This window comes from Nocardia sp. NPDC051787 (genome assembly GCF_040681325.1).
Taxonomy (GTDB): Bacteria; Actinomycetota; Actinomycetes; order Mycobacteriales; family Mycobacteriaceae; genus Nocardia.
Window position 1 is genome coordinate 252303 of sequence record NZ_JBFAYO010000005.1, and the last position, 20979, is coordinate 273281.

General features: G+C 69.5%; 21 protein-coding genes. 7 read left to right on the forward strand and 14 right to left on the reverse strand.

All coding sequences use genetic code 11. The features are described 5' to 3' along the window. Positions 1-77: 77 nt before the first annotated feature. From AB0M45_RS07685 to AB0M45_RS07705, 5 genes are all read right to left on the reverse strand, one after another. Positions 78-878 (reverse strand): family 1 encapsulin nanocompartment shell protein, encoded by an 801-nt coding sequence (locus AB0M45_RS07685; protein ID WP_364324023.1) that lies wholly within the window; start codon positions 876-878, stop codon positions 78-80. After that, positions 875-1906, reverse strand: coding sequence for a Dyp-type peroxidase (locus AB0M45_RS07690; protein WP_364324025.1), 1032 nt, complete (start codon positions 1904-1906; stop codon positions 875-877). The genes AB0M45_RS07685 and AB0M45_RS07690 overlap by 4 nt, the downstream gene beginning before the upstream one ends. A gap of 60 nt (positions 1907-1966) precedes the next feature. Next, a complete protein-coding gene (locus AB0M45_RS07695; RefSeq protein ID WP_040782960.1) occupies positions 1967-2293 on the reverse strand; it encodes a cupin domain-containing protein in 327 nt (108 codons plus the stop codon). 194 nt (positions 2294-2487) lie between these two features. Beyond that, positions 2488-3033, reverse strand: coding sequence for a dihydrofolate reductase (locus tag AB0M45_RS07700; RefSeq protein WP_364324027.1), 546 nt, complete (start codon positions 3031-3033; stop codon positions 2488-2490). 36 nt (positions 3034-3069) lie between these two features. Then, positions 3070-3897 carry a thymidylate synthase gene (locus AB0M45_RS07705; RefSeq protein ID WP_364324029.1) on the reverse strand — a complete coding sequence of 276 codons (828 nt, stop codon included), beginning with the start codon at positions 3895-3897 and terminating at the stop codon, positions 3070-3072. Positions 3898-3934: 37 nt separating this feature from the next. Between AB0M45_RS07705 and cobF the strand changes: the two genes are divergently transcribed. Together cobF and AB0M45_RS07715 are read left to right on the forward strand one after the other, a co-directional pair. Continuing rightward, positions 3935-4687, forward strand: coding sequence for a precorrin-6A synthase (deacetylating) (gene cobF / locus AB0M45_RS07710; protein WP_364324031.1), 753 nt, complete (start codon positions 3935-3937; stop codon positions 4685-4687). A gap of 49 nt (positions 4688-4736) precedes the next feature. Beyond that, positions 4737-5606, forward strand: coding sequence for a DNA-formamidopyrimidine glycosylase family protein (locus AB0M45_RS07715; protein WP_364324033.1), 870 nt, complete (start codon positions 4737-4739; stop codon positions 5604-5606). Between the two features lie 12 nt (positions 5607-5618). On the opposite strand, the gene AB0M45_RS07720 is transcribed toward AB0M45_RS07715, so the two are convergent. The 4 genes from AB0M45_RS07720 to AB0M45_RS07735 are packed head-to-tail and all read right to left on the reverse strand — an operon-like array spanning position 5619 to position 10216. Further along, the gene (locus AB0M45_RS07720; protein WP_364324035.1) at positions 5619-7130 is read right to left on the reverse strand and encodes a carboxylesterase/lipase family protein; all 1512 of its coding nucleotides are present in this window, start codon (positions 7128-7130) and stop codon (positions 5619-5621) included. Positions 7131-7143: 13 nt separating this feature from the next. Beyond that, positions 7144-8580 (reverse strand): NAD(P)/FAD-dependent oxidoreductase, encoded by a 1437-nt coding sequence (locus AB0M45_RS07725; RefSeq protein WP_364324037.1) that lies wholly within the window; start codon positions 8578-8580, stop codon positions 7144-7146. Between the two features lie 8 nt (positions 8581-8588). Continuing rightward, the gene (locus tag AB0M45_RS07730; protein WP_364324039.1) at positions 8589-8834 is read right to left on the reverse strand and encodes a DUF2630 family protein; all 246 of its coding nucleotides are present in this window, start codon (positions 8832-8834) and stop codon (positions 8589-8591) included. Continuing rightward, positions 8831-10216: a PLP-dependent aminotransferase family protein gene (locus AB0M45_RS07735; RefSeq protein ID WP_364324041.1), complete on the reverse strand. Its 1386-nt coding sequence runs from the start codon at positions 10214-10216 to the stop codon at positions 8831-8833. Before AB0M45_RS07735 ends, AB0M45_RS07730 begins: the two co-directional genes overlap by 4 nt. A gap of 78 nt (positions 10217-10294) precedes the next feature. Here AB0M45_RS07735 and AB0M45_RS07740 point away from each other — a divergent pair, with 78 nt between their 5' ends. Next, complete coding sequence (locus AB0M45_RS07740; protein WP_364324043.1) at positions 10295-10987, forward strand: pyridoxamine 5'-phosphate oxidase family protein; 693 nt, start codon at positions 10295-10297, stop codon at positions 10985-10987. A gap of 25 nt (positions 10988-11012) precedes the next feature. Here the strand turns inward: AB0M45_RS07740 and AB0M45_RS07745 are convergent, their stop codons facing one another. From AB0M45_RS07745 to AB0M45_RS07755, 3 genes are all read right to left on the reverse strand, one after another. Beyond that, positions 11013-11738, reverse strand: coding sequence for an MspA family porin (locus tag AB0M45_RS07745; RefSeq protein WP_364324045.1), 726 nt, complete (start codon positions 11736-11738; stop codon positions 11013-11015). Positions 11739-12135: 397 nt separating this feature from the next. Continuing rightward, entirely contained in the window at positions 12136-13380 is a 1245-nt protein-coding gene (locus AB0M45_RS07750; protein WP_364324047.1) for a hypothetical protein, read from the reverse strand. Positions 13381-13385: 5 nt separating this feature from the next. Beyond that, positions 13386-14159 carry a crotonase/enoyl-CoA hydratase family protein gene (locus AB0M45_RS07755; RefSeq protein ID WP_364324049.1) on the reverse strand — a complete coding sequence of 258 codons (774 nt, stop codon included), beginning with the start codon at positions 14157-14159 and terminating at the stop codon, positions 13386-13388. A 53-nt stretch (positions 14160-14212) separates the two neighbouring features. Here AB0M45_RS07755 and AB0M45_RS07760 point away from each other — a divergent pair, with 53 nt between their 5' ends. Together AB0M45_RS07760 and AB0M45_RS07765 are read left to right on the forward strand one after the other, a co-directional pair. Then, on the forward strand, positions 14213-14863 hold the full coding sequence (locus AB0M45_RS07760) for a TetR family transcriptional regulator (protein WP_364324051.1): 651 nt from the start codon (positions 14213-14215) through the stop codon (positions 14861-14863). Continuing rightward, complete coding sequence (locus AB0M45_RS07765) at positions 14850-16469, forward strand: acyl-CoA dehydrogenase family protein (RefSeq protein ID WP_364324053.1); 1620 nt, start codon at positions 14850-14852, stop codon at positions 16467-16469. The genes AB0M45_RS07760 and AB0M45_RS07765 overlap by 14 nt, the downstream gene beginning before the upstream one ends. A gap of 81 nt (positions 16470-16550) precedes the next feature. Here AB0M45_RS07765 and AB0M45_RS07770 read toward each other — a convergent pair whose 3' ends face one another. Further along, positions 16551-16973, reverse strand: coding sequence for a nuclear transport factor 2 family protein (locus AB0M45_RS07770; protein ID WP_364324055.1), 423 nt, complete (start codon positions 16971-16973; stop codon positions 16551-16553). Positions 16974-17044: 71 nt separating this feature from the next. On the opposite strand from AB0M45_RS07770, the gene AB0M45_RS07775 reads away from it, so the two are divergent. Both AB0M45_RS07775 and AB0M45_RS07780 read left to right on the forward strand, forming a co-directional pair. Then, positions 17045-17959 carry a LysR family transcriptional regulator gene (locus AB0M45_RS07775; protein ID WP_364324057.1) on the forward strand — a complete coding sequence of 305 codons (915 nt, stop codon included), beginning with the start codon at positions 17045-17047 and terminating at the stop codon, positions 17957-17959. 207 nt (positions 17960-18166) lie between these two features. Next, the gene (locus tag AB0M45_RS07780) at positions 18167-18850 is read left to right on the forward strand and encodes a nucleoside/nucleotide kinase family protein (protein WP_364324059.1); all 684 of its coding nucleotides are present in this window, start codon (positions 18167-18169) and stop codon (positions 18848-18850) included. Between the two features lie 286 nt (positions 18851-19136). Here AB0M45_RS07780 and pgi read toward each other — a convergent pair whose 3' ends face one another. Further along, entirely contained in the window at positions 19137-20774 is a 1638-nt protein-coding gene (pgi, locus tag AB0M45_RS07785; protein ID WP_364324061.1) for a glucose-6-phosphate isomerase, read from the reverse strand. Positions 20775-20979 lie beyond the last annotated feature (205 nt).

A 20979-nucleotide genomic window follows, 5' to 3' on the forward strand; every position in this document is an offset into this window, starting at 1 on the left:
ACACGCTACCGCCCCGGGCGCCGGGGCACACCTGGCGATTCCCACCTGTGGCCGAGCCAGGCGCCGCCGTAGCGTTCTCACACGGTCAGCGCGACCGCCGCTTCCGCGGTGTACACCAAGAACGTCAGGCTCTGCTGGAAGTAGAGCTGGACCGAGGTGGCGTCGTGCGACAGGTAGCCGATGGACAGGTCCTGCCCGATGCGCAGATCGAAGTCGCCGCCGCGGGTGGTGAGCACGATCGCGCCGGTGATGGCGGGCGCCCAGATGATCTCGCCCTCCGGGATCAGGCGTTCGATGTGGGTGCGGATCGGATGGCCGTGATCGGAGGTCTCGCTGACCGCGGTGTACAGGTCGGCGCTGAGCAGCACCGAGTACGGCCCGTCGACACCGGCCAGCCGCAATGCGCTCAGCGCCTGGGCGATGGCCTCCGGCACCTGCCGCGGGTCGCTGGGCACCGTGATCGCCTGGTTGGAGCTACTGGACCGGATGCCGGTGATGTGCGCGGCGGGGTACCCCTCGAAGATCGCGCGATCCTCGGCGAAGGCGATCTTCTTCGCGGCGTCCTTCATCGGGTCGAGGTCGGTGTCCTTGGCGCCGCGCTCGACATTGTCGAGTTCCTCGCGGGTGAGGATGAACGGCACCCGCAGTTCGACCAGTGGCGCGACCACCCGCCGTCGGGCGAACACGCCTTCGCCGGGCGCCTCGATCGCGGTGGTGTGCCCGGTGCCGACCCCGGAGTAGTCGGTGCCGTGCGGACCGGACAGGTCGACGACGCGGCGGCCGGCGATGTGCCGCCGGAACGTGCGCGTCGCCTCCTCCTCGATGGCCGCCCATGCCTCGGAGGTGATCGGCGCGAGTTCGCGATGGAGGTTGTTCATGACCGGGTGCTCCTTTTCAACGTGCCGATGCCGAGAGAACCGTCACCGGTCAGCGCCGGACCAGCGCCGTCGAGGGATACCGCGGCTTGCGCCGTCTCCCACGGTGCGGGTGGCAGATCATCGAGGAAATCGACGGTAGGGGCGAAGAACGAGGTGCCGGTGACGGCGACGGAGAAATCCAGGAGACGGTCGTAGGCGGCCTGGTCGGTGCCGAGGAACATGCGGGTGAGCATGCGTTCGATGACGCTCGAGGTGGCCGCGTAGGCGATGTAGTAGGTGCCGAACTCGCCGTCACGCACGCTGCCGAACGGCATGTTGGCGCGGACGATCTGCCGCTCGGTGCCGTCCGGATCGATCAGCGTGTTGACCGCGACGTGCGAGTCGGCGGGCTTGTCCTCGTCGGACAGCTCGAAGTCGTCCAGCTTGGTGCGGCCGATCACGCGCTCCTGCTCTTCGACCGACAGCGCCCGCCAGTCCGCCAGCGGGTGCGTGTACTTCTGCACGGTCACGTAGCTGCCGCCGGCGAACCGCGGATCCTCGTCGCCGACCAGCGCGGCGGCGGCCGCGGCGCGCCCTTCGGGGTTCTCGGTGCCGTCCACGAAGCCGAGCAGGTCGCGCTGCTCGAAGTAGCGGAAGCCGACGGTCTCGTCCACGATGGTCGCCGCGCCCGCGAGCCGGTCGGCGATGGCCATGGCCAGCTCGAAACAGGCGTCCTGCACCTGTGCCCTGAGGTGGAACAGCAGGTCGCCCGGTGTCGCGGGCGCGGAGTGGCGCTCGCCGGCGAAACTGGGGAACTCGTGCAGCTCAGCGGGTTTCGGCCCGGCGAAGAGCCGGTCCCACGCGGCGGAGCCGATCGACGTGACGCAGCTGAGGCCGGCTCCGGGCAAGCGGAAGCCCACCGAGCGGCGCAGGCCGTTGATGTCGGCGAGCAGATCGCGCACTACCGCTTCGCCACCCTCATCGATCGTGGCGACCAGGAAGATGGCGGCCGGTGTGAGCGGTTCGAGGATCGGCTGCGGCTCACCCATGATCGAACACACTAGCGCTCGACGGGCACCGCCGCCGGGCTGGGCCCACACTCGTGGCTACTATTTGGCTACCGTCAGCAGGAACGCGACGTCGTCGACCGCCTTGACGCTGTGCCGCGCCTTGGGCACCACGATCAGGTCGCCCGCCGACCCCTTCCACTCGTTGGCGCCGCTGATCAGCGTCAGCGTGCCACTGAGCACCAACAGGGTGGCCTCGCCGTAGTTGTCGTGCTCGGCCAGGCTCTGCCCGGCCGTCAAGCCGACCACCGTTTGCCGCAGGGCATGCGTATGACCGCCGTAGATGGTTTGTGAACTGCGTCCGCTCGTGGCGGTGGCAGCCAACTTCAGTTGTTGGCGCGCGACCGCAGTCAGCGATTTCTTGTCCATGGACCGCCTTTCGCAGATCACCACAGCCGATGCCGGGCTGATGGCAACGGCTCGAGGCGCTCGGACGGACGAAGGTCCGGCCGCCGCATATCGAGGAGTATGCCCGACACTGCCGCGGCGCGGGTCCGGTTTGACGGGCGCCGTGGCCGTGCGGTGTGTTGCCCGGGCCGCCCGTTGCGGTGCCGCCGGCCCATTTACGCCGACTCCGCACGGGTGTAGTGGCGGATGCGGAAGCGCAGTCCCGTGGTCGACGTACGCCAGGGCTCCGGCTCGTCGGGCCGCCATTCCGGCCCGATCGAAGGTGCGTAGGCGTCGCCCTCGACCGCGGTGTCGACCTCCGTGACGCACAACTCGGTCGCGAAATCCAACGCGGCGCGGTAGATCTCGCCGCCTCCGGCGACCCACACGGGATCGGGGGCACACCGGGCCAGCGCCTCGGGCACCGACGCGACGCGCTCGGCGCCTTCCGCCGACCAGTCGGACTGCCTGGTCACCACGATATTGCGGCGTCCGGCGAGCGGACGGAACCGGGGCGGCAGCGAATCCCAGGTGCGCCTGCCCATCACCACGGGATGGCCCCAGGTGACCTGCTTGAAGTGCGCCATGTCCTCGGGCACGCGCCAGGGGATGGTGTTGCGGAAGCCGATCACTCCGTCCAGCGTCTGCGCCCAGATCAGCCCGATCGTGCGCTCGGCTCCATCGTGCGCCGCCGCGCGTTCGGTCTCCGGTTCACCGCTCACGACTGCGCCTCGCTGACGCTCGGCTCCGACGCTCGCTCACACGGCCACCGGGGCTTTGATGGCCGGATGATGCTGGTAGCCGACCACTTCCACGTCCTCGTAGCGGTAGTCGAACAGCGTCGGCGCTGGACGCAGCCGCAGTGTGGGGAACGGGTAGGGCTCGCGGGTCAGCTGCTCGGTGACCTGGTCCAGATGGTTGTCGTAGATGTGACAGTCGCCGCCCGTCCAGATGAAATCACCGGGTGTGAGCTCGGTCTGCTGCGCGACCATGTGGGTGAGCAGCGCGTAGCTGGCGATATTGAACGGGACGCCGAGGAACAGGTCGGCGCTGCGCTGGTACAGCTGGCAGGACAGCTTGCCGTCGGCCACGTAGAACTGGAAGAACGCGTGGCAGGGGGCCAGTGCCATCTTGTCCAGGTCGGCCACGTTCCACGCGGACACGATGATGCGCCGGGAATCCGGGTCGGTGCGCAGGGTCTGCAGCACCTGGGCGATCTGGTCGATGTGGGTACCGTCCGGCGTCGGCCAGGACCGCCATTGCACGCCGTAGACCGGGCCGAGCTCGCCGTGGGCGTCGGCCCATTCGTCCCAGATGGAGACGCCGTGCTCGCGCAGCCAGCCGATGTTGGAGTCGCCGCGCAGAAACCACAGCAGCTCGTAGACGATCGACTTCAGATGCACCTTCTTGGTGGTGACCAGCGGGAACCCGGCCGAGAGGTCGTAGCGCAACTGATGGCCGAAGACGCTGCGTGTTCCGGTCCCGGTCCGGTCGGCCTTTCGTGTGCCGGACGTGAGCACCAGCCGCAGCAGGTCCTCGTACTGGGTGTCGGGGGTGGAAGCCGGATCGAGCGCGTCAGGGGCCACGCCTGGCAACTCTAGTCGTCCTGGCAAGCTCGCCCGCATGCGCAAGCTCTACGTGATCGGCATCGGCGCCGGAGATCCCGACCAGGTCACCCTGCAGGCGGTCGAAGCGATGCGGCAGGTCGACGTGTTCTTCGTGATCGGCAAGGGCGAGGCCAAGCAGGAGTTGATCGACGTGCGAACCGCGATCCTGGACCGGCACATGGACCGGCCGTACCGGATCGTGCCGATCGCCGACCCGCCGCGCGACCGTACGCCCGCCGAGTACCTGGACGTCGTCGAGGACTGGCACGACCGCAGGTCGGCGCTGCTGGAGTCGGCTTTCGCCGAGGTCGACGGGGTCGGCGGCATCCTGGTCTGGGGTGACCCCGCGTTGTACGACAGCACGCTGCGGATGATCGAGCGGGTGCTCGCCCGCGGCGTTGCGCGCTTCGACTACGCGGTGATTCCCGGCATCACCAGCGCGCAGGCGCTGGCCGCCCGCCATCGCATCGTGCTGCACGGAATCGGGGAGCCCCTGCGCATCACCACCGGCCGCCGCCTGCGCGAGGAGGGCCTCGGCGCCGAGAACGCGCTGGTCATGTTGGACGGCGACACCTCGTTCACCGCGATACCCGACCAGGGTGTGCACATCTGGTGGGGCGCCTATCTCGGCATGCCGGACGAGACGTTGATCGAGGGGCCGCTGCCCGCGGTGCGGGACGAGATCATCCGCCGCCGGGCCGAGCTGCGCGAGCGCAAGGGCTGGATCATGGACATCTATCTGCTGCGCCGCGGCGGGGGAGCGTCGTAGCCTCGATCGACCGGCCGGATTGTCGGTGCCGCTGGGTACCCTGGACCGCGTGCCCGAGCTACCCGAAGTGGAGGCGTTGGCGCAGTTCCTCCGAGAACATGCGGTCGGCGCGGTGGTAGGGCGTGTCGACGTGGCCGCGTTGAGCGCGGTGAAGACGTTCGAGCCGCCGGTGACGGCACTGTCCGGGCGGGACGTCACCGGGGCGGGGCGCTGGGGCAAGTTTCTCGGCATGGCATGCGACGGGCTGTGGCTGATCACGCATCTGTCCCGGGGCGGGTGGCTGCGCTGGATCGACGAACCGAGCCCTACGCCGCCGAAGCCGGGCGGCAAGAGCCCGCTCGCGCTGCGCGTGCATTTCTTCACACCGGAAGGCGCGACGCCCGCGTTCGACCTCACCGAGGCGGGCACGAAGAAGCGGCTCGCGGTGTACGTCGTGGAGGATCCCAAGGCGGTGCCCGGCATAGCGCGTCTGGGCCCCGACGCGCTGGAGGTGACCGAGGCACAGTTCGACGAGATCCTGCACGGCACCTCCCAGCGGATCAAGACCGCGCTCGTCGACCAAGCGTTGCTGGCCGGAGTCGGCAACGCCTACTCCGACGAGATCCTGCACGTCGCGCGGGTCTCACCGTTCGCGAACACGAAGACCCTGCCCGCCGACAAGCTGGCCGAGTTGTACGCCGCGATGCGCGAGGTGCTCACCGACGCGGTTCGGCGGTCGGTCGGCCAGGACGCCGCCCGCCTCAAGGGCGAGAAGCGTTCCGGCATGCGGGTGCACGCCCGCACCGGGCTGCCCTGCCCGGTCTGCGGCGACACCGTCCGCGAGGTTTCCTACGCCGAGCGGTCTTTCCAGTACTGCGCCACCTGTCAGACCGGCGGCAAGGTGCTCGCCGACCGGCGGATGTCCCGGCTACTGAAGTAACGTCCTGGCGTCTCAGGTCAGCGTCGGCACCTGGACGCCTTGCCAGGCGAGCCTTTTCGCCCGGTCCGGATCCTGTTCCACGCGCGTCGGGTAATCGATGATCAGGGTCGACCTGCGTGCCTCGGTATAGGCGGGCCAAGAGGACAGCGGAGCGCCGGTGTTGGCGAAGGCGAGCCAATTGTCCTGGAACTGCTCGGTGACCGCCCGCAGCCCGCGTCGACCGCCCGCGGCGGTCAGCGCTCGGCCGAAGGGGGAGTCGGCGGCGCCGAAGACCGGGATGAGGTCGGTGGCGTGCGTGGCGCCGAGACCGGCCAGATGCAATGCGCGTGGGGCGAAGTCGTAGCGGTAGGCGTAGGTCCGCGCGTGTCTGCTGTGGCCTTCCATGACGGTCAGCGCAGGACGCCAGAAGGTGAAATCGCCGCCCGCGCGTATCGCGGCCCTCGGCTGCGGATAGCCGGGATATGCCGCGGCGATCCGGGATTCGACGCCCTCGCCGGAGCGTGCGAGCGCGGCGCGCAGCCGCCCGGGTGTGGTGGGCAGCTCGTCGACGAACCTGGCGAACAGCGTTCCTTCGTCCCGGTTCGTGCCGATGATCAGTGGCACCCGCTGGGCGGAGCCTTCGATGATCGCGTCGATCGGGGAGTGCGGCAGGAAGTCTCCGTCCACGACCGGACAAGCGGGGAAGACGCCCGGTTGTTCGCGCAGCACCTGGCCCAGGGTGCGGTCGACCGCGCGGCGGATGTCGTTGGCGCCCACGGTGCGCAACGCGTCGCCCGCGTTCTCGGGCGTGGCACCCAGCGCCGCGACGCAGCGGCGGGCGAAGGCGCGAGCCTCCTCGGCGCTCACCGCCCAGTCGGCTGGCGGGCTCTGTGAAATGGCGCGGTGGAACAGGCCTTTCGCCGCGGGAGTGGACATGAGGCCGAGCACGGCGTGCGCGCCCGCCGACTCGCCGAAAATCGTCACGTTGCCGGGGTCGCCGCCGAAGGCCGCGATATTGGTGCGCACCCACTCCAGTGCGGCGACCTGGTCGCGCAAGCCCAGGTTCGTGTCGAACGGCTGCCCCGGCGTGCCGAACGCACTGAAGTCGACATAGCCGAACGCGCCGAGCCGGTAGTTCATCGACACCACGACCGCGTCGCCGCGCACCGCGAGCCGCGCACCGGAATACAGCGCCAGCGCGGAGGTGCCGATCAGGTAGCCGCCACCGTGGATGAAGACCAGCACCGGCCGCGGACGCGTGGCCGGCGTGGCGGGCGTGGTGACATTCAGTGTCAGCGCGTCCTCGCTGGTCGCCTGATAGGCGCGCGGCCCGATCCGCGCCCCGGAGCGATGCTGCATCGCGGCGGAGGTGAATTCCGTTGCCGCCCGGACACCGGACCACGGCCGCACCGGCTGCGGAGCGCGAAATCGCAAGTCGCCCACCGGAGGTGCAGCGTAAGGAATGGACCGCCAGCGGAGTACGCGGCGGCCACGGTGACCGCGGACGACTCCATCGGCGGTCGTGATATCCGTTGTTGCCACCATCCACCGATGGTAGCTACGCGCGCCGGGCCTCCAACAGGCGCAGCCAGAACTCGCTGACCGCGGGGAAGGCCGGCACCGCGTGCCAGAGCCGGGACAGCGGCACCCCGCCGACCACCGCGATGGTGGCCGCGTGCAGTTGCTCGCCCACGTCGGGACCGACGAAGGTGGCGCCGAGCAGGGTGTCAGCGGCGGTGTCGATCACCAGCTTCGCGTGCCCGGCGTAGTCGTCGCGGGAGAGTGCGGAACCGGCCACCGCGATGTCGAGTTCGACGGTCTCGACCACGTGGCCCGCGTTCCGGGCCGCGGCTTCGGTCAGGCCGACGGAGGCGACCTCCGGCGCGGTGAACACCACCTGCGGCACCTTGCCGTGGTCGGAGCTCGCGACGAACCTCGCGTCGTCCAAAGGCTTGCCCTCGGCACGCGCCGCGATCACGTCACCGCACACCCTGCCCTGGTACTTGCCCATATGCGTGAGCGCCGCGCGGTGGTTCACGTCGCCGATCGCGTACAACCACCCGCCGTCCACGCCCTGGACGGTGAGATGGTCGTCGACCGCCACATAACCGCCGGGCAGTCCGACCGCGGCCAAGCCCAACCGCTCGGTGGCGGGCGCGCGTCCGGCCGCAACCACGAGTTCGTCCACCTCGAGGGTCGATTCGCCCTCCGGCCCGCGCAACCGCACCGTGACCGGATCGCCGTGTATCCACCCTTCGCCGGTGTCCTTCGCCACCGGGCGCTCGACGGCGGTCGGCTCGGTGCCGAACCGCACCCGCGCGCCCGCCGCGGTCAGTGCCGCGGCCACCCGCTCGCCCGCGAAGGGTTCCGCCGCGGCCAGCAACGCCGAGCCGCGCACCAGCACGGTGACGTCGGCGCCGAGCGCGGCCAGCCAGGTCGCCGCCTCGCAGGCCACCACGCCACCGCCGACGACGGCGACCCGGCGCGGGACCTCGTGCAGATTGGTGACGTCGCGGGAGGTCCAGGGCAGCGCGGCGCGCAGGCCGGGCACGTCGGGGACATTGGCGGTGGTGCCGGTGGCCAGTACCACGGCGTGCCTGGCGCGTAGCCGCCGTCCGCCGACGTCGACCAGGCGCTCTCCGGCCAGGCTTCCGGTGCCGCGCACGACGTCGACGCGGTTGTCCTTCGCCCAGTCGACCTGCGAGGAGTCGTCGTGGTCGTGCACGAACGCGTCGCGTCGTCGCAGGACCGCCTCGACGTCGAGGCCGTTCGCCGCGACACCGGGCACCGCCCGCGCGGCCGCCAGCACATGGCCGGGCCGCAGCAGGGCCTTGCTCGGGATACAGGCCCAGTAGGAACATTCGCCGCCGACGAGTTCGCGTTCCACGATGGCGGCCGTGCGGTCACTACCCGCGATGGCGTAGGCGGCGGCGTTCTCGCCCGCCGGTCCTCCGCCGATCACGATGACGTCGTATTCGGTCGGTGTGCTCGACATGGCCGCGGCTACTGCAGGTAGCCTTCGACCTGCGAGACGGAATTCGGCTGGACCGCGTCCGCGGACTCACCGAGGTCGAGCCGCGCCCTGCGGTGGCGGAGCAGGTCCCACGCCTGATCCAGCATCACTTCCAGTTCGGCCAAGCGCTGGCGTTCGGTCTTCGGGTCCAACTCGCCCCGGGTGGCCTGCGAGCGCAGCTCATGCTCCTGGTCGACCAGCTTCTTGATACGCGCCAAGACGTCCTGTTCGCTCATGCGGACAATGCTACGGGCCGGGCCAAGCACTCGGCGGCGATCTGGACGGCGGCGACGAGGTCCGGCCAGGACAGCGCGGTGTAGCCGAGGGCGACGCCGAAGTGATCGCGCCGAGGCCCGAGATGATGCCTGGCCAACCCGTCGAGCGCGACGCCACGACGCTGTCCGGTCGCGATAACGCGCTGCTCGGCGTCGGCCGAGTGCACCGGAACGACGACATGCGAACCGGCGTCGTCGCCGACCACGTCGAGTCCGCGCCTGCGCAATGCGGTCACCACCAGCGCGCGCCGCGGCGGCAGTGCGCGGCGCAGCCTGCGCAGGTGCCTGGCCAGATCGCCGTGCGCGGCCAAGGCCACCAGCACCTGCTGGCCCGCCGGGCTCGGGCCAGTGCCGGTGCGCTCTCGGTGGGCGAGCACGGCCTCGGCGATCTCCGGTGCGGCCAGCAGCCAGCCGACGCCGAGGCTGGGGGACAGGATCTTGCTCGTGGTACCCAAGTGGACCACGACATCGGGAGCCATGGTGGCGAGCAATGGCAGTGGTGCGGTGTCGTAGCGCAGCTCACCGTCGTAGTCGTCCTCGATGACGACGATCCCGCATCGTCGCGCGTGCTCGATGAGTTCGACCCTGCGGGCCGCGGGCATCCGTGCGCCGAGCGGAAACTGGTGTGCCGGAGTGCAATACACCGCCTCGATCCCTGGCGGCAGTAGATCGACGCGCAGGCCGTGCGCGTCCACCGGAACCGGCAGCACATCGACCCCCGCCGCCTCGAACGCGCCCGCGGCCCGCTGATAGCCCGGGTCTTCCATGGCGATGGCAGCGCCGGGCCGCAGCAAGGCCGCCGCCAATTCGCCCACAGCTGAACTGGTTCCAGCGGTCGCCAGCAATGTGGTGGCGCTGCCCGCGCCGAGCCCACGGTGACGCAGCAGGTGCTCGGTGACCGCCGTGCGGAACTCCGGTTCACCCGCGCGGTCTTTGCGTACCAGCGGCGTGTGGTCGGCGGCGGTCCGCCAGGCGCGGCGCCACGCGGCCGGATCGATGGCCTCGATACACGGAGCGCCGGGGGCGAGGTCGAACAGGTTCGATGCGACGTCCGTCTGGTGGGACGCGGCAGACGGCACGGGCGCCACGGCGGGAGCGGTGGTCAGATAGGTGCCGGAACCACGCTTACCGCTGATCCAGCCTTCCGCGTGCAGCTGGTCGTAGGCGGCGGTCACCACCGTGCGGCTGACGCGGAGCCGATCGGCCAGCGCGCGGGTGGACGGTAGCCGGTCGCCTCCGCGCAGCGGTCCATTGGTCGCGGCATGCCGCAGCTGGTCGGCGATCTGCACCGACAGCGGTTGCGGCAGGTCGCGATCCAGCTCGAGCGGAAGGTCGTCCATCATGATTCCTCCTCGATGGACTGCTGGAATTCGGCTGAATTGGCACTTTGATAATGCCACTTATGCTCCGATGCTGGGTTCATGACCGAATCAGCCAGCTCACGGATCCCACTCTCGCCGACACCGCGCAGCACACCGACCCGGTACAAGGACCGCGCGCGCACCGGTCGCGCTGACTTGGACACGGTGCTCGACGCCGGGCTGGTCTGCCACCTGGGGGTCCTGCTCGGCGGCACGCCAGTGGTGCTGCCGACCATCTACGGCCGCGACGGCGACACGCTCTACGTGCACGGCTCCACCGGCGCCGCGAGCCTGCGCGCGGCGATCGCCCACGACATCTCGGTGGCGGTGACCTTGGTCGATGGCGTGGTCTACGCGCGTTCGGCCATGCACTTCTCGATGAACTATCGCTCCGCCGTCGTGCTCGGTCGCGCCGTCGAGGTGACCGGCCACGACGAACGTTTGCACGGACTGCGCGTCATCGTCGAACACGCCGCGCCCGGCGCGTGGTCGCGGGTCCGCTCACCGAACAAAAAGGAACTCGCCGCGACTGTGGTGCTCGCCCTCGATCTCACCGAGGCGTCGGTGAAGGTCCGCGCCGGTGGCCCGATCGACGACGCGGCGGATATCGAGGCGGGCGGTGTGTGGGCCGGTGTGCTTCCGCTGCGTCAGGTGTGGGGAGCGCCGATCGGCTCGGACGATCTGTCGCCGGGTATTGCCGTCCCGGACGATGTCCTCCGGCGGCGCGAATCGAGCCTGGTCCCGATCCACTGACCGGAAGACCGCTCCGGATGTCGGTTCAGAACACGAAGTGGGGGCCGTAGCCCGTCGTTTGCGCGATGCCGTTGGTGGCCTCGACGCGGGCGGTGATGAATGGCATGGCCGAGGCGGGGGAGAGACATCCGTTGACATTCAGCGGGGTATTGCTGTGCGCGAAGGTGAACGGGAAGGTCGACTCGTCATCCAAGTCCGCCTCCGCGATCACGGCAGCGGTCACACTGCCCGGGAGAAGATTTACCGTGATCTCGCCGCCCAGTTCCCCGTTGACACCGAATGTGGTATCCGCACCGAGGGCGACGGTGGGAGCGACAATGACGGGAAGCTCCTCGAGCATGCCGAACTCGTTGAACCCCCCGAAGTCGATCCCACCGAACTCGATTGCGATTCCAGGGGTGAAGTCGACGCCGGCACCGGCGGCTGCGGCGATGGATACCGAGATGCCGTCGGAAATGTCTACCGCGCAGCCGATCAGATATCCGGCGACGATCTGCCCGCCACGCAGCGACGAGGGTCCGTCGGAGACGACCGAAAAATCTCCGGAAACCTTGGCCGCGTGCGCGAACGGAACTCCCAATGCGAGAGCACTGCCAGTGGGCAGGACATGGTTGGCATCCACCGACGCGATCAGGTGCAACCCGCCGGTGCCTACCTCGCCCGGCTCCGCGTCGGCAGCGGTAACAGCACCGATGGTGGCCAGCATCACCGCGGTGATCGCGGCCAGCGTACGCGAATGCTTGCGGTTCATCATGCTCCAGTCGAGTAGCTGTCGGAATGGAACTTCGGACGCAAAAGGCAGTCGCACACCAAGATCGCCGCAGATTCTTTCTCGGCGTGTGCGGCCGAAACTCTACCGGTAGGTGCAGCTCAGGGGCCGGTAATTAGGCCCGGCGCGGCGAGTTGACCGGCGCGACCGGCGTTCGGTCCCCGTCGGCATCGCGGGCAGGATTGTGCACCATAGCAAATCGCGTGCTAACCCGGCGAGTGTTCTGGCGCAGGTGTCGGCTGGATTTCGCCCCGATCGTCGGCATTGCCGGCATTGCCGCAGGGTCGAGCACCATTGCCTGGACGCGGTCGAGGTCATCGTGGAGGGCCTGCCCCGGCTCCGTCGTGAACGGCTGTATCCGGATCGCCGGGCGACGAATTCACCACGCGCGCGTGCGCAGCCCGGCCGAGGCCGCGGTGCGCACCGCCAGTTCACGTAGCGCCGCGGCGGACTCGATGCGATCCGGGTCCAGGCTCACCAGACTCAGCACGTAGTCGTCGCCGATCCGGCACAGGTAGCCAGAGAGCCTGGTGCGCGGCAGTCGCGCGGCGGTCAGGCCAGGGTGGATGGCGCGGGCGGCGACGCCGGTACAGCGATGCGGGCCGAGCGTGCGCAGGGAGGCGGGCAGCGTTCCGATATTGGAGCACAGGATGTCTCGCTCTCCCGCGCCCTTGGACAGGGCGTAGGCCCAGCGGTCCGGGACAACCTGGAGCAGTTCTTCGGGCATGCCGCCGGGCGCGGACATGCGGTGTTCATAGGCCGAACGGGCCAGTGCGCGGATGGTGGCGGGGGTGTCGGCTCGGCCGATCACGATCTGGGTCATGGCGAGGTCGTTGTCCACGCGTGGTTCGGCGCGAGTGTCGACGGGCAGACTGGCCTCGATCGTCGCGGCGGGAAACCCGCTGTTCCACAGCATGGTCGCAACGAGGTGGATGAACAGGCTGTTGGCCGTTCCGCCCTGTCGTGCGGCAGCGCGATCCCAATCCGCGGCGGGACATTGCAGGATCGCGCTGTGGGTCATGGTTTCGTAGGCGGTGTGCGGCCTGTCCTCCCGGAGCAGGGCGGGCGGCTGGTGCGGTATCCCGTGCCGTAACGCCGCGGCGGTGCCGCGCAGGACGATCGCCCATTGCTGCCGGGCATCGCGCCAATCCGATTCCCGCGCGGCGAAATTCGACCTCTGTGCGCGCTCGCCGCCCAACGCGTCGTCCACGGCTAGCGCCAGCGCCCGCCCGTCGGCCAGTGCGTGCGAGCACGTGAGCGAGACGAGCGAACCGCCGTCGTCCAGCGCCGCGGTCGCAAGCCGCCATCCGGGACCGTATTCCGGATCGAGTCCGTCGCCTTGCGCGTCGGCCCATTCGAGCAGTTCCGCGACGGGGAGGATACCCTCGGCGCGAGCAAGCGGATACGCGCGGACGTTCGGTTGCCAGGATCGGCGAGCGCCCGGCACACGCGGTCGGGCCACCCTGCGTCCTAGAGGCCCCGAGCGCAGCGCGTCGTGCACTCGCGCCAGCAGGGCGGGGTCCACCCGGTCGGCCGTCCGCCAGAGGCCTTGCAGCGCGATCGGGGTGCCCAGCCCGCGGTGGGTGCGGAGAAAGATCTCGTCGACGACGCTCAGCCGGGTCATCGGGGTCAGGCGCGACCGCCGTGCCTGCCCGCGCCCGCCGCGAAGCGCTGCGCGCCCTCCAGCGCGCCACCCGCCAGCGCCGTCAGGCCGTGCCGGAACTCGTTGCGCAGCGCGGACTCCTCGCTCATCCCGTCCTGCTCCAGCAGCGACATCCGGTCCGAGCGCAGACACGTCTGGGGCAGCGCGGCCAGTTCCGCGGCGAGTTCCTCCGCTGCCCGGCGCGCTTCCCCGGTGGGCACCACGCGGTTCACCAGACCCATCTGCAAGGCCTCCTCGGCGCCGACCGCTCGTCCGGTGAGAACCAGGTCCATGGCGCGGCCGGTGCCGACGATGCGCGGCAGACGGATGGTGCCCCCATCGATGAGCGGGACGCCCCAGCGGCGGCAGAACACGCCGAAGGTGCTGTCCTGCTCGGCGACCCGCAGGTCGCACCACAGCGCGAGTTCGAGCCCGCCCGCCACCGCGTAGCCGGAGACGGCGGCGAGCACCGGCTTGGACAGCCGCATGCGCGTCGGCCCCATCGGGCCGTCGCCGTCCTCGGTGGCCTGGTTGGAGCGCTCGGTGCCGAGTGCCTTCAAATCGGCGCCCGCGCAGAACGTGCCGCCATCGCCCCACAGCACGGCGACCGACGCGTCGGGGTCGGCGTCGAACTCGCGGAATGCGTCGGCCAGCGCGGCCGCGGTCGGTCCGTCGACCGCGTTGCGTGCCTCGGGGCGATGCAGGATCACGGTCGTCACAGGGCCGTTGCGTTCGATCAGTACCGTCACGAGGTCGACCATACGCCGTAAAAGCACCCTTGTGGGAAGAAATGAATCTGTGCTTCACTTCTTGTGTGGCCTACCGCAGGACCCCCGCAGTGCAGGCCCGCTTGGACGCCCAGGCGGGGCTGATCGTGCAGGCCGCGACCAAGGTGCTGTCCCGCGGCGGATATGCCGCGCTGTCCATGGCCGCGGTCGCGGCCGAGGCAGGAGTTGCCACCGGCACCGTCTACAAGAACTTCGACGGCAAGGCCGATCTGGTACGCGCGGTCTTCCGCAAGGTGGTCGCCCGCGAGGTCGCGGCGGTGGCCGCGGCCGGTGCGCACGGAACGGCGCTGGAACGGGTGACCGCGGCGGTGGAGACCTTCGCCGGCCGCGCGCTGAAGAACCCGAATCTGGCCTACGTGCTGCTCGCCGAGCCGGTCGACGCCATCGTCGACAGCGAGCGCCTGCACTTCCGGCGCTCCTTCGCGGAGACATTCGAATCGGCGGTGGCCGAGGGCGTTTCGCGGGGTGAACTCCCGCCGCAGGACCCGAGGATCAGCGCCGCGGCCTTGGTCGGCGCGATCGGCGAGGTGCTGGTCGGCCCGCTCGCCGACGCACCGCACGGGGAATTCGTCGTTCCCGAACTCATCGCTTTCGCGATACGCGCGCTCGGCGTGCGCGACAACCCGGGCGCCGATGGCGCTCGGCTGGAATCAGGAGTGTCAGATGCAGACGCATGAAGTCTTCAACCAGGTGCCCGACATCGTGCCGTTCGACGCCGCGCGCAACCCGGCGCTGATCGAGGGCTTGCACCGGGAAGGCGCGGGCTGGGCCGAACCCGAGGTGCGCGAACTGGGCGCGCTCGCCGGCGGCGCCGAGGCGCAGGAGTGGGGCAGACTGGCCAACGAGTACCCGCCGGTGCTGCGCAGCCACGACCGGTACGGCTATCGCATCGACGAGGTCGAGTTCCACCCGCACTGGCACGACCTGATGCGCGTCGCCGTCGAGCACGGCCTGCACGGCGCGCCGTGGCTGGACGACCGGCCGGGCGCGCACGTGGCCCGCGCGGCGAAGTTCTACACCTGGGGCATCGCCGACGCGGGCCATATGTGCCCGATCTCGATGACCTACGCGGTGGTGCCCGCGTTGCGGCACAACCGAGAGCTGTCGGCGAAATACGAGCCGCTGCTCGGCTCCCGCGTCTACGACTTCGGCCTGCGTGAGCCGTCCACCAAGGCCGGACTCATCGCGGGCATGTCGATGACCGAAAAGCAGGGCGGCTCCGATGTCCGCGCCAACACCACCACCGCGACACCGCGGCCGGACGGCTCGTATCGGATCGTCGGGCACAAGTGGTTCACCTCCGCGCCCATGTCGGACATGTTCCTCACGCTGGCGCAGGCGCCCGGTGGACTGTCCTGTTTCCTGCTGCCCCGGGTATTGCCGGACGGCACCCGCAACCCCATCCGTATCCAGCGGCTCAAGGACAAACTGGGCAACAAGTCCAACGCCTCCTCCGAGATCGAGTACGAAAACGCCAGCGGTTGGCTGGTCGGCCAGGAAGGCGCCGGCGTCAAGACCATCATCGAGATGGTGAACATGACCAGGCTGGACTGTGTCATCGGCTCGGCCACCGGGATGCGCGCGGGCGCGGTCTACGCGGTGCACCATGCCCGGCACCGGGAAGCCTTCGGCGCCAAGCTGATCGACCAGCCCGCCATGCGCAATGTGCTGGCCGACCTGGTGATCGAGTCCGACGCCGCGACCACGGTGATGATGCGGTTGGCCGGCGCGACCGACCGCACCACGCAGGACCCGGCCGAGGCGGCGCTGCGGCGCATCGCGTTGGCGATCACCAAATACTGGGTCTGCAAGCGGGCGCCGTCACACGCGGCCGAGGCACTGGAGTGCCTGGGCGGCAACGGGTATGCCGAGGAATCCGGCATGCCGCGGCTGTATCGCGAGGCGCCGCTGATGTCCATCTGGGAAGGCTCGGGCAACGTCGCGGCGCTGGACGCGCTGCGGGCCATGGGCCGTCAGCCGGAGACCGTCGAGGCGTACTTCAACGAAGTGTCGCTGGCGAAGGGCGAGAACCCCCGGCTGGACGACGCGATCGCCCGCGTCGGCAAGGAGCTGTCGGATCTCAACGACATCGAATACCGTGCGCGCCGCGTGGTGGAGCTGATGGCGCTGGTGCTACAGGGGGCGCAACTGGTCCGGCACGGCCACCCCGCCGTCGCGGACGCTTTCTGCGCCACCCGGCTGGGCGACGACTGGGGCATCGCGTTCGGCACGCTGCCCACCGGGGTGGGCACGGGCACGATCATCGAGCGCGCATTGGTCTGAGGCGACGTTCCCCGACTGTCGACCTGTCCTGGGGTGGACGTGTTGCGTACTCCCGAGAGCAGGGCTTCGCGCCGGAAAGCCTCAGGCGGGCCGAGTCAGTACGCGTTCGACCAACGCCGTATCGCAGTGCTCGACCACTTCGCGCAGCTTCCCTTCGACGACGCGGAAGAGGAAGCAGTAAGTCTGGTCGTAGGTTTCACCGCGGGTGGTCACGGCGTGGGCGCGAGCCTGCACCACGACGCGATCACCGTCGGCGACGATCACATCGGCGGCACTGCGGTATTCGGTGAACTGGGCCATGAGTGGCTGCAGAAGTTGGTGTAGCACCGCGGCTTTCGGTTCCCACGTGCCGCTCCAGGACCAGTCGCCGGGGAAAACCCACCGGAAGTCGTCGGCCATGGCGTCGCTCAGCGCGCGGGTATTGCCGAGCGCCAGCTGCTCGAAGATGTCCTCGAGCAGCTTCTTGTTCTCGATCGCGGTCGTGTCCAGTGTTGGCTCACCCATGCCGCCGACGCTATGGGCCGGAGATTCATGCGACAAGCGAAACTCTGACATACTTGGTATGAGTAATGCACATGAGCGAGTTCACTGTCGTCGGCCTGCGCGTTGTGCGGGAAGCGGCCATCTGCGGGTCGTTCTCGACCGCTGCGGAGAATCTCGGCTACACGCAGTCCGCGGTGTCGAGGCAGATCGCCTTGATGGAGCGGGCGGCCGGGCGTGCGCTGTTCGAGCGGCACGCCCGCGGCGTCCAACCCACCGACGCGGGGCGCATCGTCGTGCGGCACGCCGAAATAGTGCTCGGCGAGCTGGCGAACGCCCGGCACAGTATCCGCCACCTGGAGGCTCGCCCACCGGGCCGGCTCCGGGTCGGCGCGTTCTCGACCGCGATGGCCGCCCTGGTGCCGCAGGCGATCGCCGCAGCGGTCGGCGACCAGCGTGCGCGGATATCGCTGCGGGAAGGACTGAGTCCCAGATTGCTCACCGCCGTCGCCCGGGAAAAACTCGATGTAGCGGTGGTGACCGCGCCCGACGCCGCTCCTGCTGGAGTCGAGATCGAACCTTTGCTCGACGATCCGTTGCTCGTCGCGCTCGCGCCGGCACACCCCCTCGCGGGCGCCACCAGCGCCACCCCCGCGATGCTGCGCGGCGAACGATGGATCGCCGGAAGCCAAGAGCCCGGCTCCACGCTGCTCGGTTCCTGGCACGATCCTGGATGGGAACCGGATATCGCGTTCGTCGCCCGCGACTGGTTCGCCAAACTGGGCCTCGTCGCGGCGGGGCTCGGTGTCACCGTGGTCCCCGGCATCGCCGTCCCGGTGTTGCCCCCGACCATCGCGCTGCTGCGCATCGATCACCCGTCCGCGGTTCGCCGGACCGGCATCGCCCACCGCCGTGACCGCGACAACTCCGAATTCCGGCAGGCGTTCACCGAAGCGCTGCGCGACCACGCGGCCGTGCTATCCGCCCAGGTACGTCAACGTCTTCGGTAGTCGTGCGCGAGTTCCGGTCGAGGGCCATTTCCCGCGGGTATGCGGTCATGCCGGGACACAGGGCCCCCGGGCTCGGTCGACGGGCCGGACTCGGTATCGGATCGGCTCTGCGCGAGTTGCGCAACGCACTCGACAAGGTGAGGGGCCGTGGAAGGGGGCTTATGCAGCAGGCGGATCGGCCTCTGGAGCGGCGGTAGTGTGGCGGTGGTGGCAGGGGAGTTCGTTGAGAGGCCGTTGAGCTGGCTGGCGCGGCGGGTGCGGGACCGGGCAGGGGATGGACGGTATCTGCTCGGCATCGCGGGGCCGCCGGGCGCGGGCAAGTCCACGTTGTCGGTTGCGTTGCGCGACTTGATCAATGCCGAGGCGGGCGGCGCGGTCGCCGAGATCGCGCCCATGGACGGATACCACCTGATCAACGATGTCCTGCGGGCGAGGGGAAGTCTTGCGCGCAAAGGGGAGCCGGACACATTCGACGTCGACGGGTACGTTGCGGGACTGCGCCAGTTGCGGAGTACACCGCTCGGCCAGCCCGTTGCCTGGCCCACCTTCGATCGGACCATCGATGCGCCGGTACCCGGTGGTGTGGTGTTCGATCGGCAGTCCATCGTGATCACCGAGGGCAACTACCTGCTGCTGGACGACTTCGAGACTCGGCAGTGGTCGGCGGTCCGCGCATTGCTCGACGAGTGCTGGTACCTGGACGCGGCGCGGGACGCGATCGAGAATCGCTTGCTGCGCAGGCATATTCGCGGTGGTCGCACGCCAGATGCGGCAGCGAAGAAGGTTCGCGACAGCGACCTGCGGAACGCGGACCTGGTCGCCACCACGAGCGCGCACGCCGATTTGGTGCTGTGCGAGCGTGCTGGGGGCTATGCAGTCCGCGAGCGCTGAAGCGGCAGTGCCTTCACATGCGGTGACACTCGGCCACACCGCACCGGCGGTGTACGAAGGGCAGACCGAGCACGGCCTCGCGCGTGCTGCCATCCGTGCGGCCTACCCGGGCGGCCCATGGAGAAGTAACGGCGTTTCACCGCAGCGGCAGGTCGTTGCACAACGTGCTGGCGATCGTGGGCTGCCTCGATCGCGCTGTGCCCACAGCACAGTCTCCATCGGCTCGGTGACGTGACCGGCGCGCGTACTTTCCAACGGTGCGGGCCAGTGTCACCGGCTGCTGGGTTCAGCGATTCGCGCGGTACCAGCGGATGAGCGCGTCGGTGGACGAATCATCCTGTGGCTCGGGGTCTTCGGCTGCGGTGAGCAGCGGGGCCAGCGCGAGCGCCTGCTGCTTGCCGAGTTCGACGCCCCACTGGTCGAAGCTGTCGATGCCCCAGATGGCGCCTTCCACGAAGACTTGGTGCTCGTAGAGGGCGATGAGCTGGCCGACGACCGACGGGGTGAGCTGCGGCGCCAGGATGGTGGTGGACGGACGGTTGCCGGGCATCACCTTGTGCGGCACCAGTTTCGGGTCGGTCCCTTCGGCGGCGATCTCCTCGGCGGTCTTGCCGAAGGCGAGCACCTTGGTCTGCGCGAACAGATTGCTCATCAGCACGTCGTGCATGCTTCCGGTGCCGTCGCTGGTTGCCAGATCGGCGGTGGGCCGCGCGAAACCGATGAAATCGGCCGGGATGAGCCGAGTGCCCTGGTGCAGCAGTTGGTAGAAGGCGTGCTGGCCGTTGGTTCCCGGTTCGCCCCAGAAGATCTCGCCCGTGGAGGTGGTGACCGGGGTGCCGTCGGCGCGCACCGACTTGCCGTTGGATTCCATGGTCAGCTGTTGCAGGTAGGCGGGGAAGCGGGCCAGATCGTTCGCATACGGCAGCACCGCATGCGACTGCGCGCCGAAGAAATTCGAGTACCAGACCCCCAGCAGGCCGAGCAGCACGGGCGCGTTCGCCTCCAGCGGCGCGGTGGCGAAATGCTGGTCCACGGCGTGCATTCCGGCGAGGAACTCCGCGAAGCGCTCCTTGCCGACGGTCGCCATCACCGAGAGCCCGATCGCCGAGGGCACCGAGTAGCGGCCGCCCACCCAGTCCCAGAAGCCGAACATGTTGTCGGTGTCGATGCCGAAACGCGCCACCCGCTCGGCATTGGTCGAGACCGCGACGAAATGCTCGACGACGGCGTCCTCGCCGAGCGCGGCGACCAGCCACCGCCGGGCCGCGGTCGCGTTGGTCAGCGTCTCCAGGGTGGAGAACGTCTTGGACGCGACGACGAACAGAGTGGTGGCCGGATCCAGCCCGTCGAGTTTCGCGACCAGATCCGTGGGGTCGACGTTCGAAACGAACCGCGCGCCGATGCCTGCGTCGGCGTAGTGGCGCAGCGCTTGATGCACCATCACCGGACCCAGATCCGACCCGCCGATGCCGATGTTCACCACGGTCTTGATCCGCTCGCCGGTCGCGCCGCGCCACTCACCGGAGCGCACGGCGTCGGTGAACTCGCCCATCCGACGCAGCACCTCGTGCACCTCGGGGCCCGCGTCGACGCCGTCGATGGTCAGGCTCTCGCCCTTCGGCAGCCGCAGCGCGATGTGGCCGACCGCGCGGTCCTCGGAGGTGTTGATGTGCTCGCCGCGGTACATCGCGTCCCGGTGCTCCGGCACGCCCGCTTCCCGCGCCAATTCCACCAGCAGGTGCAGGGTTTCCCTGGTCACACGGTGCTTGCTGTAGTCGATGTGCAGGTCCCCCACCTGGACGGTCAGCTCCCCGCCCCGGGCCGGGTCCTCGGCGAAGAACTCCCTGAGGTGTCGTCCGGCGATGGCGCCATGGTGATCGTGCAGTTTCCGCCATGCCGCCGTCGCGGTGATGTCGCTGCTCACGTCCGCCGAGACTACAAGCAGGCAGGGCGGCGCGCACGGGACGTCCGCGGAGAGTCGGCCGGCGCGAGCGCCGCCGAGCTGATCCCGCTGCGTGACACGTATGCGGCTGCCTCGCCTTCGCTCGGCCCGGCGCGGGCGATGGGCGGACTTCGTCCGGCAGTGCCTTCTATGCGGCGCCTCGCCTTCGCTCGGCCCGGCGCGGGCG

Bases quoted from the DNA above. Each gene is read 5' to 3' on its own strand.
- AB0M45_RS07685 (WP_364324023.1), bottom strand. From the start codon at position 878: ATGAACAACCTCCATCGCGAACTCGCGCCGATCACCTCCGAGGCATGG.
- AB0M45_RS07690 (WP_364324025.1), bottom strand. From the start codon at position 1,906: ATGGGTGAGCCGCAGCCGATCCTCGAACCGCTCACACCGGCCGCCATC.
- AB0M45_RS07695 (WP_040782960.1), bottom strand. From the start codon at position 2,293: ATGGACAAGAAATCGCTGACTGCGGTCGCGCGCCAACAACTGAAGTTG.
- cobF (WP_364324031.1), top strand. From the start codon at position 3,935: ATGCGCAAGCTCTACGTGATCGGCATCGGCGCCGGAGATCCCGACCAG.
- AB0M45_RS07720 (WP_364324035.1), bottom strand. From the start codon at position 7,130: ATGGTGGCAACAACGGATATCACGACCGCCGATGGAGTCGTCCGCGGT.
- AB0M45_RS07725 (WP_364324037.1), bottom strand. From the start codon at position 8,580: ATGTCGAGCACACCGACCGAATACGACGTCATCGTGATCGGCGGAGGA.
- AB0M45_RS07730 (WP_364324039.1), bottom strand. From the start codon at position 8,834: ATGAGCGAACAGGACGTCTTGGCGCGTATCAAGAAGCTGGTCGACCAG.
- AB0M45_RS07735 (WP_364324041.1), bottom strand. From the start codon at position 10,216: ATGATGGACGACCTTCCGCTCGAGCTGGATCGCGACCTGCCGCAACCG.
- AB0M45_RS07740 (WP_364324043.1), top strand. From the start codon at position 10,295: ATGACCGAATCAGCCAGCTCACGGATCCCACTCTCGCCGACACCGCGC.
- AB0M45_RS07745 (WP_364324045.1), bottom strand. From the start codon at position 11,738: ATGAACCGCAAGCATTCGCGTACGCTGGCCGCGATCACCGCGGTGATG.
- AB0M45_RS07750 (WP_364324047.1), bottom strand. From the start codon at position 13,380: ATGACCCGGCTGAGCGTCGTCGACGAGATCTTTCTCCGCACCCACCGC.
- AB0M45_RS07755 (WP_364324049.1), bottom strand. From the start codon at position 14,159: ATGGTCGACCTCGTGACGGTACTGATCGAACGCAACGGCCCTGTGACG.
- AB0M45_RS07765 (WP_364324053.1), top strand. From the start codon at position 14,850: ATGCAGACGCATGAAGTCTTCAACCAGGTGCCCGACATCGTGCCGTTC.
- AB0M45_RS07770 (WP_364324055.1), bottom strand. From the start codon at position 16,973: ATGGGTGAGCCAACACTGGACACGACCGCGATCGAGAACAAGAAGCTG.
- AB0M45_RS07775 (WP_364324057.1), top strand. From the start codon at position 17,045: ATGAGCGAGTTCACTGTCGTCGGCCTGCGCGTTGTGCGGGAAGCGGCC.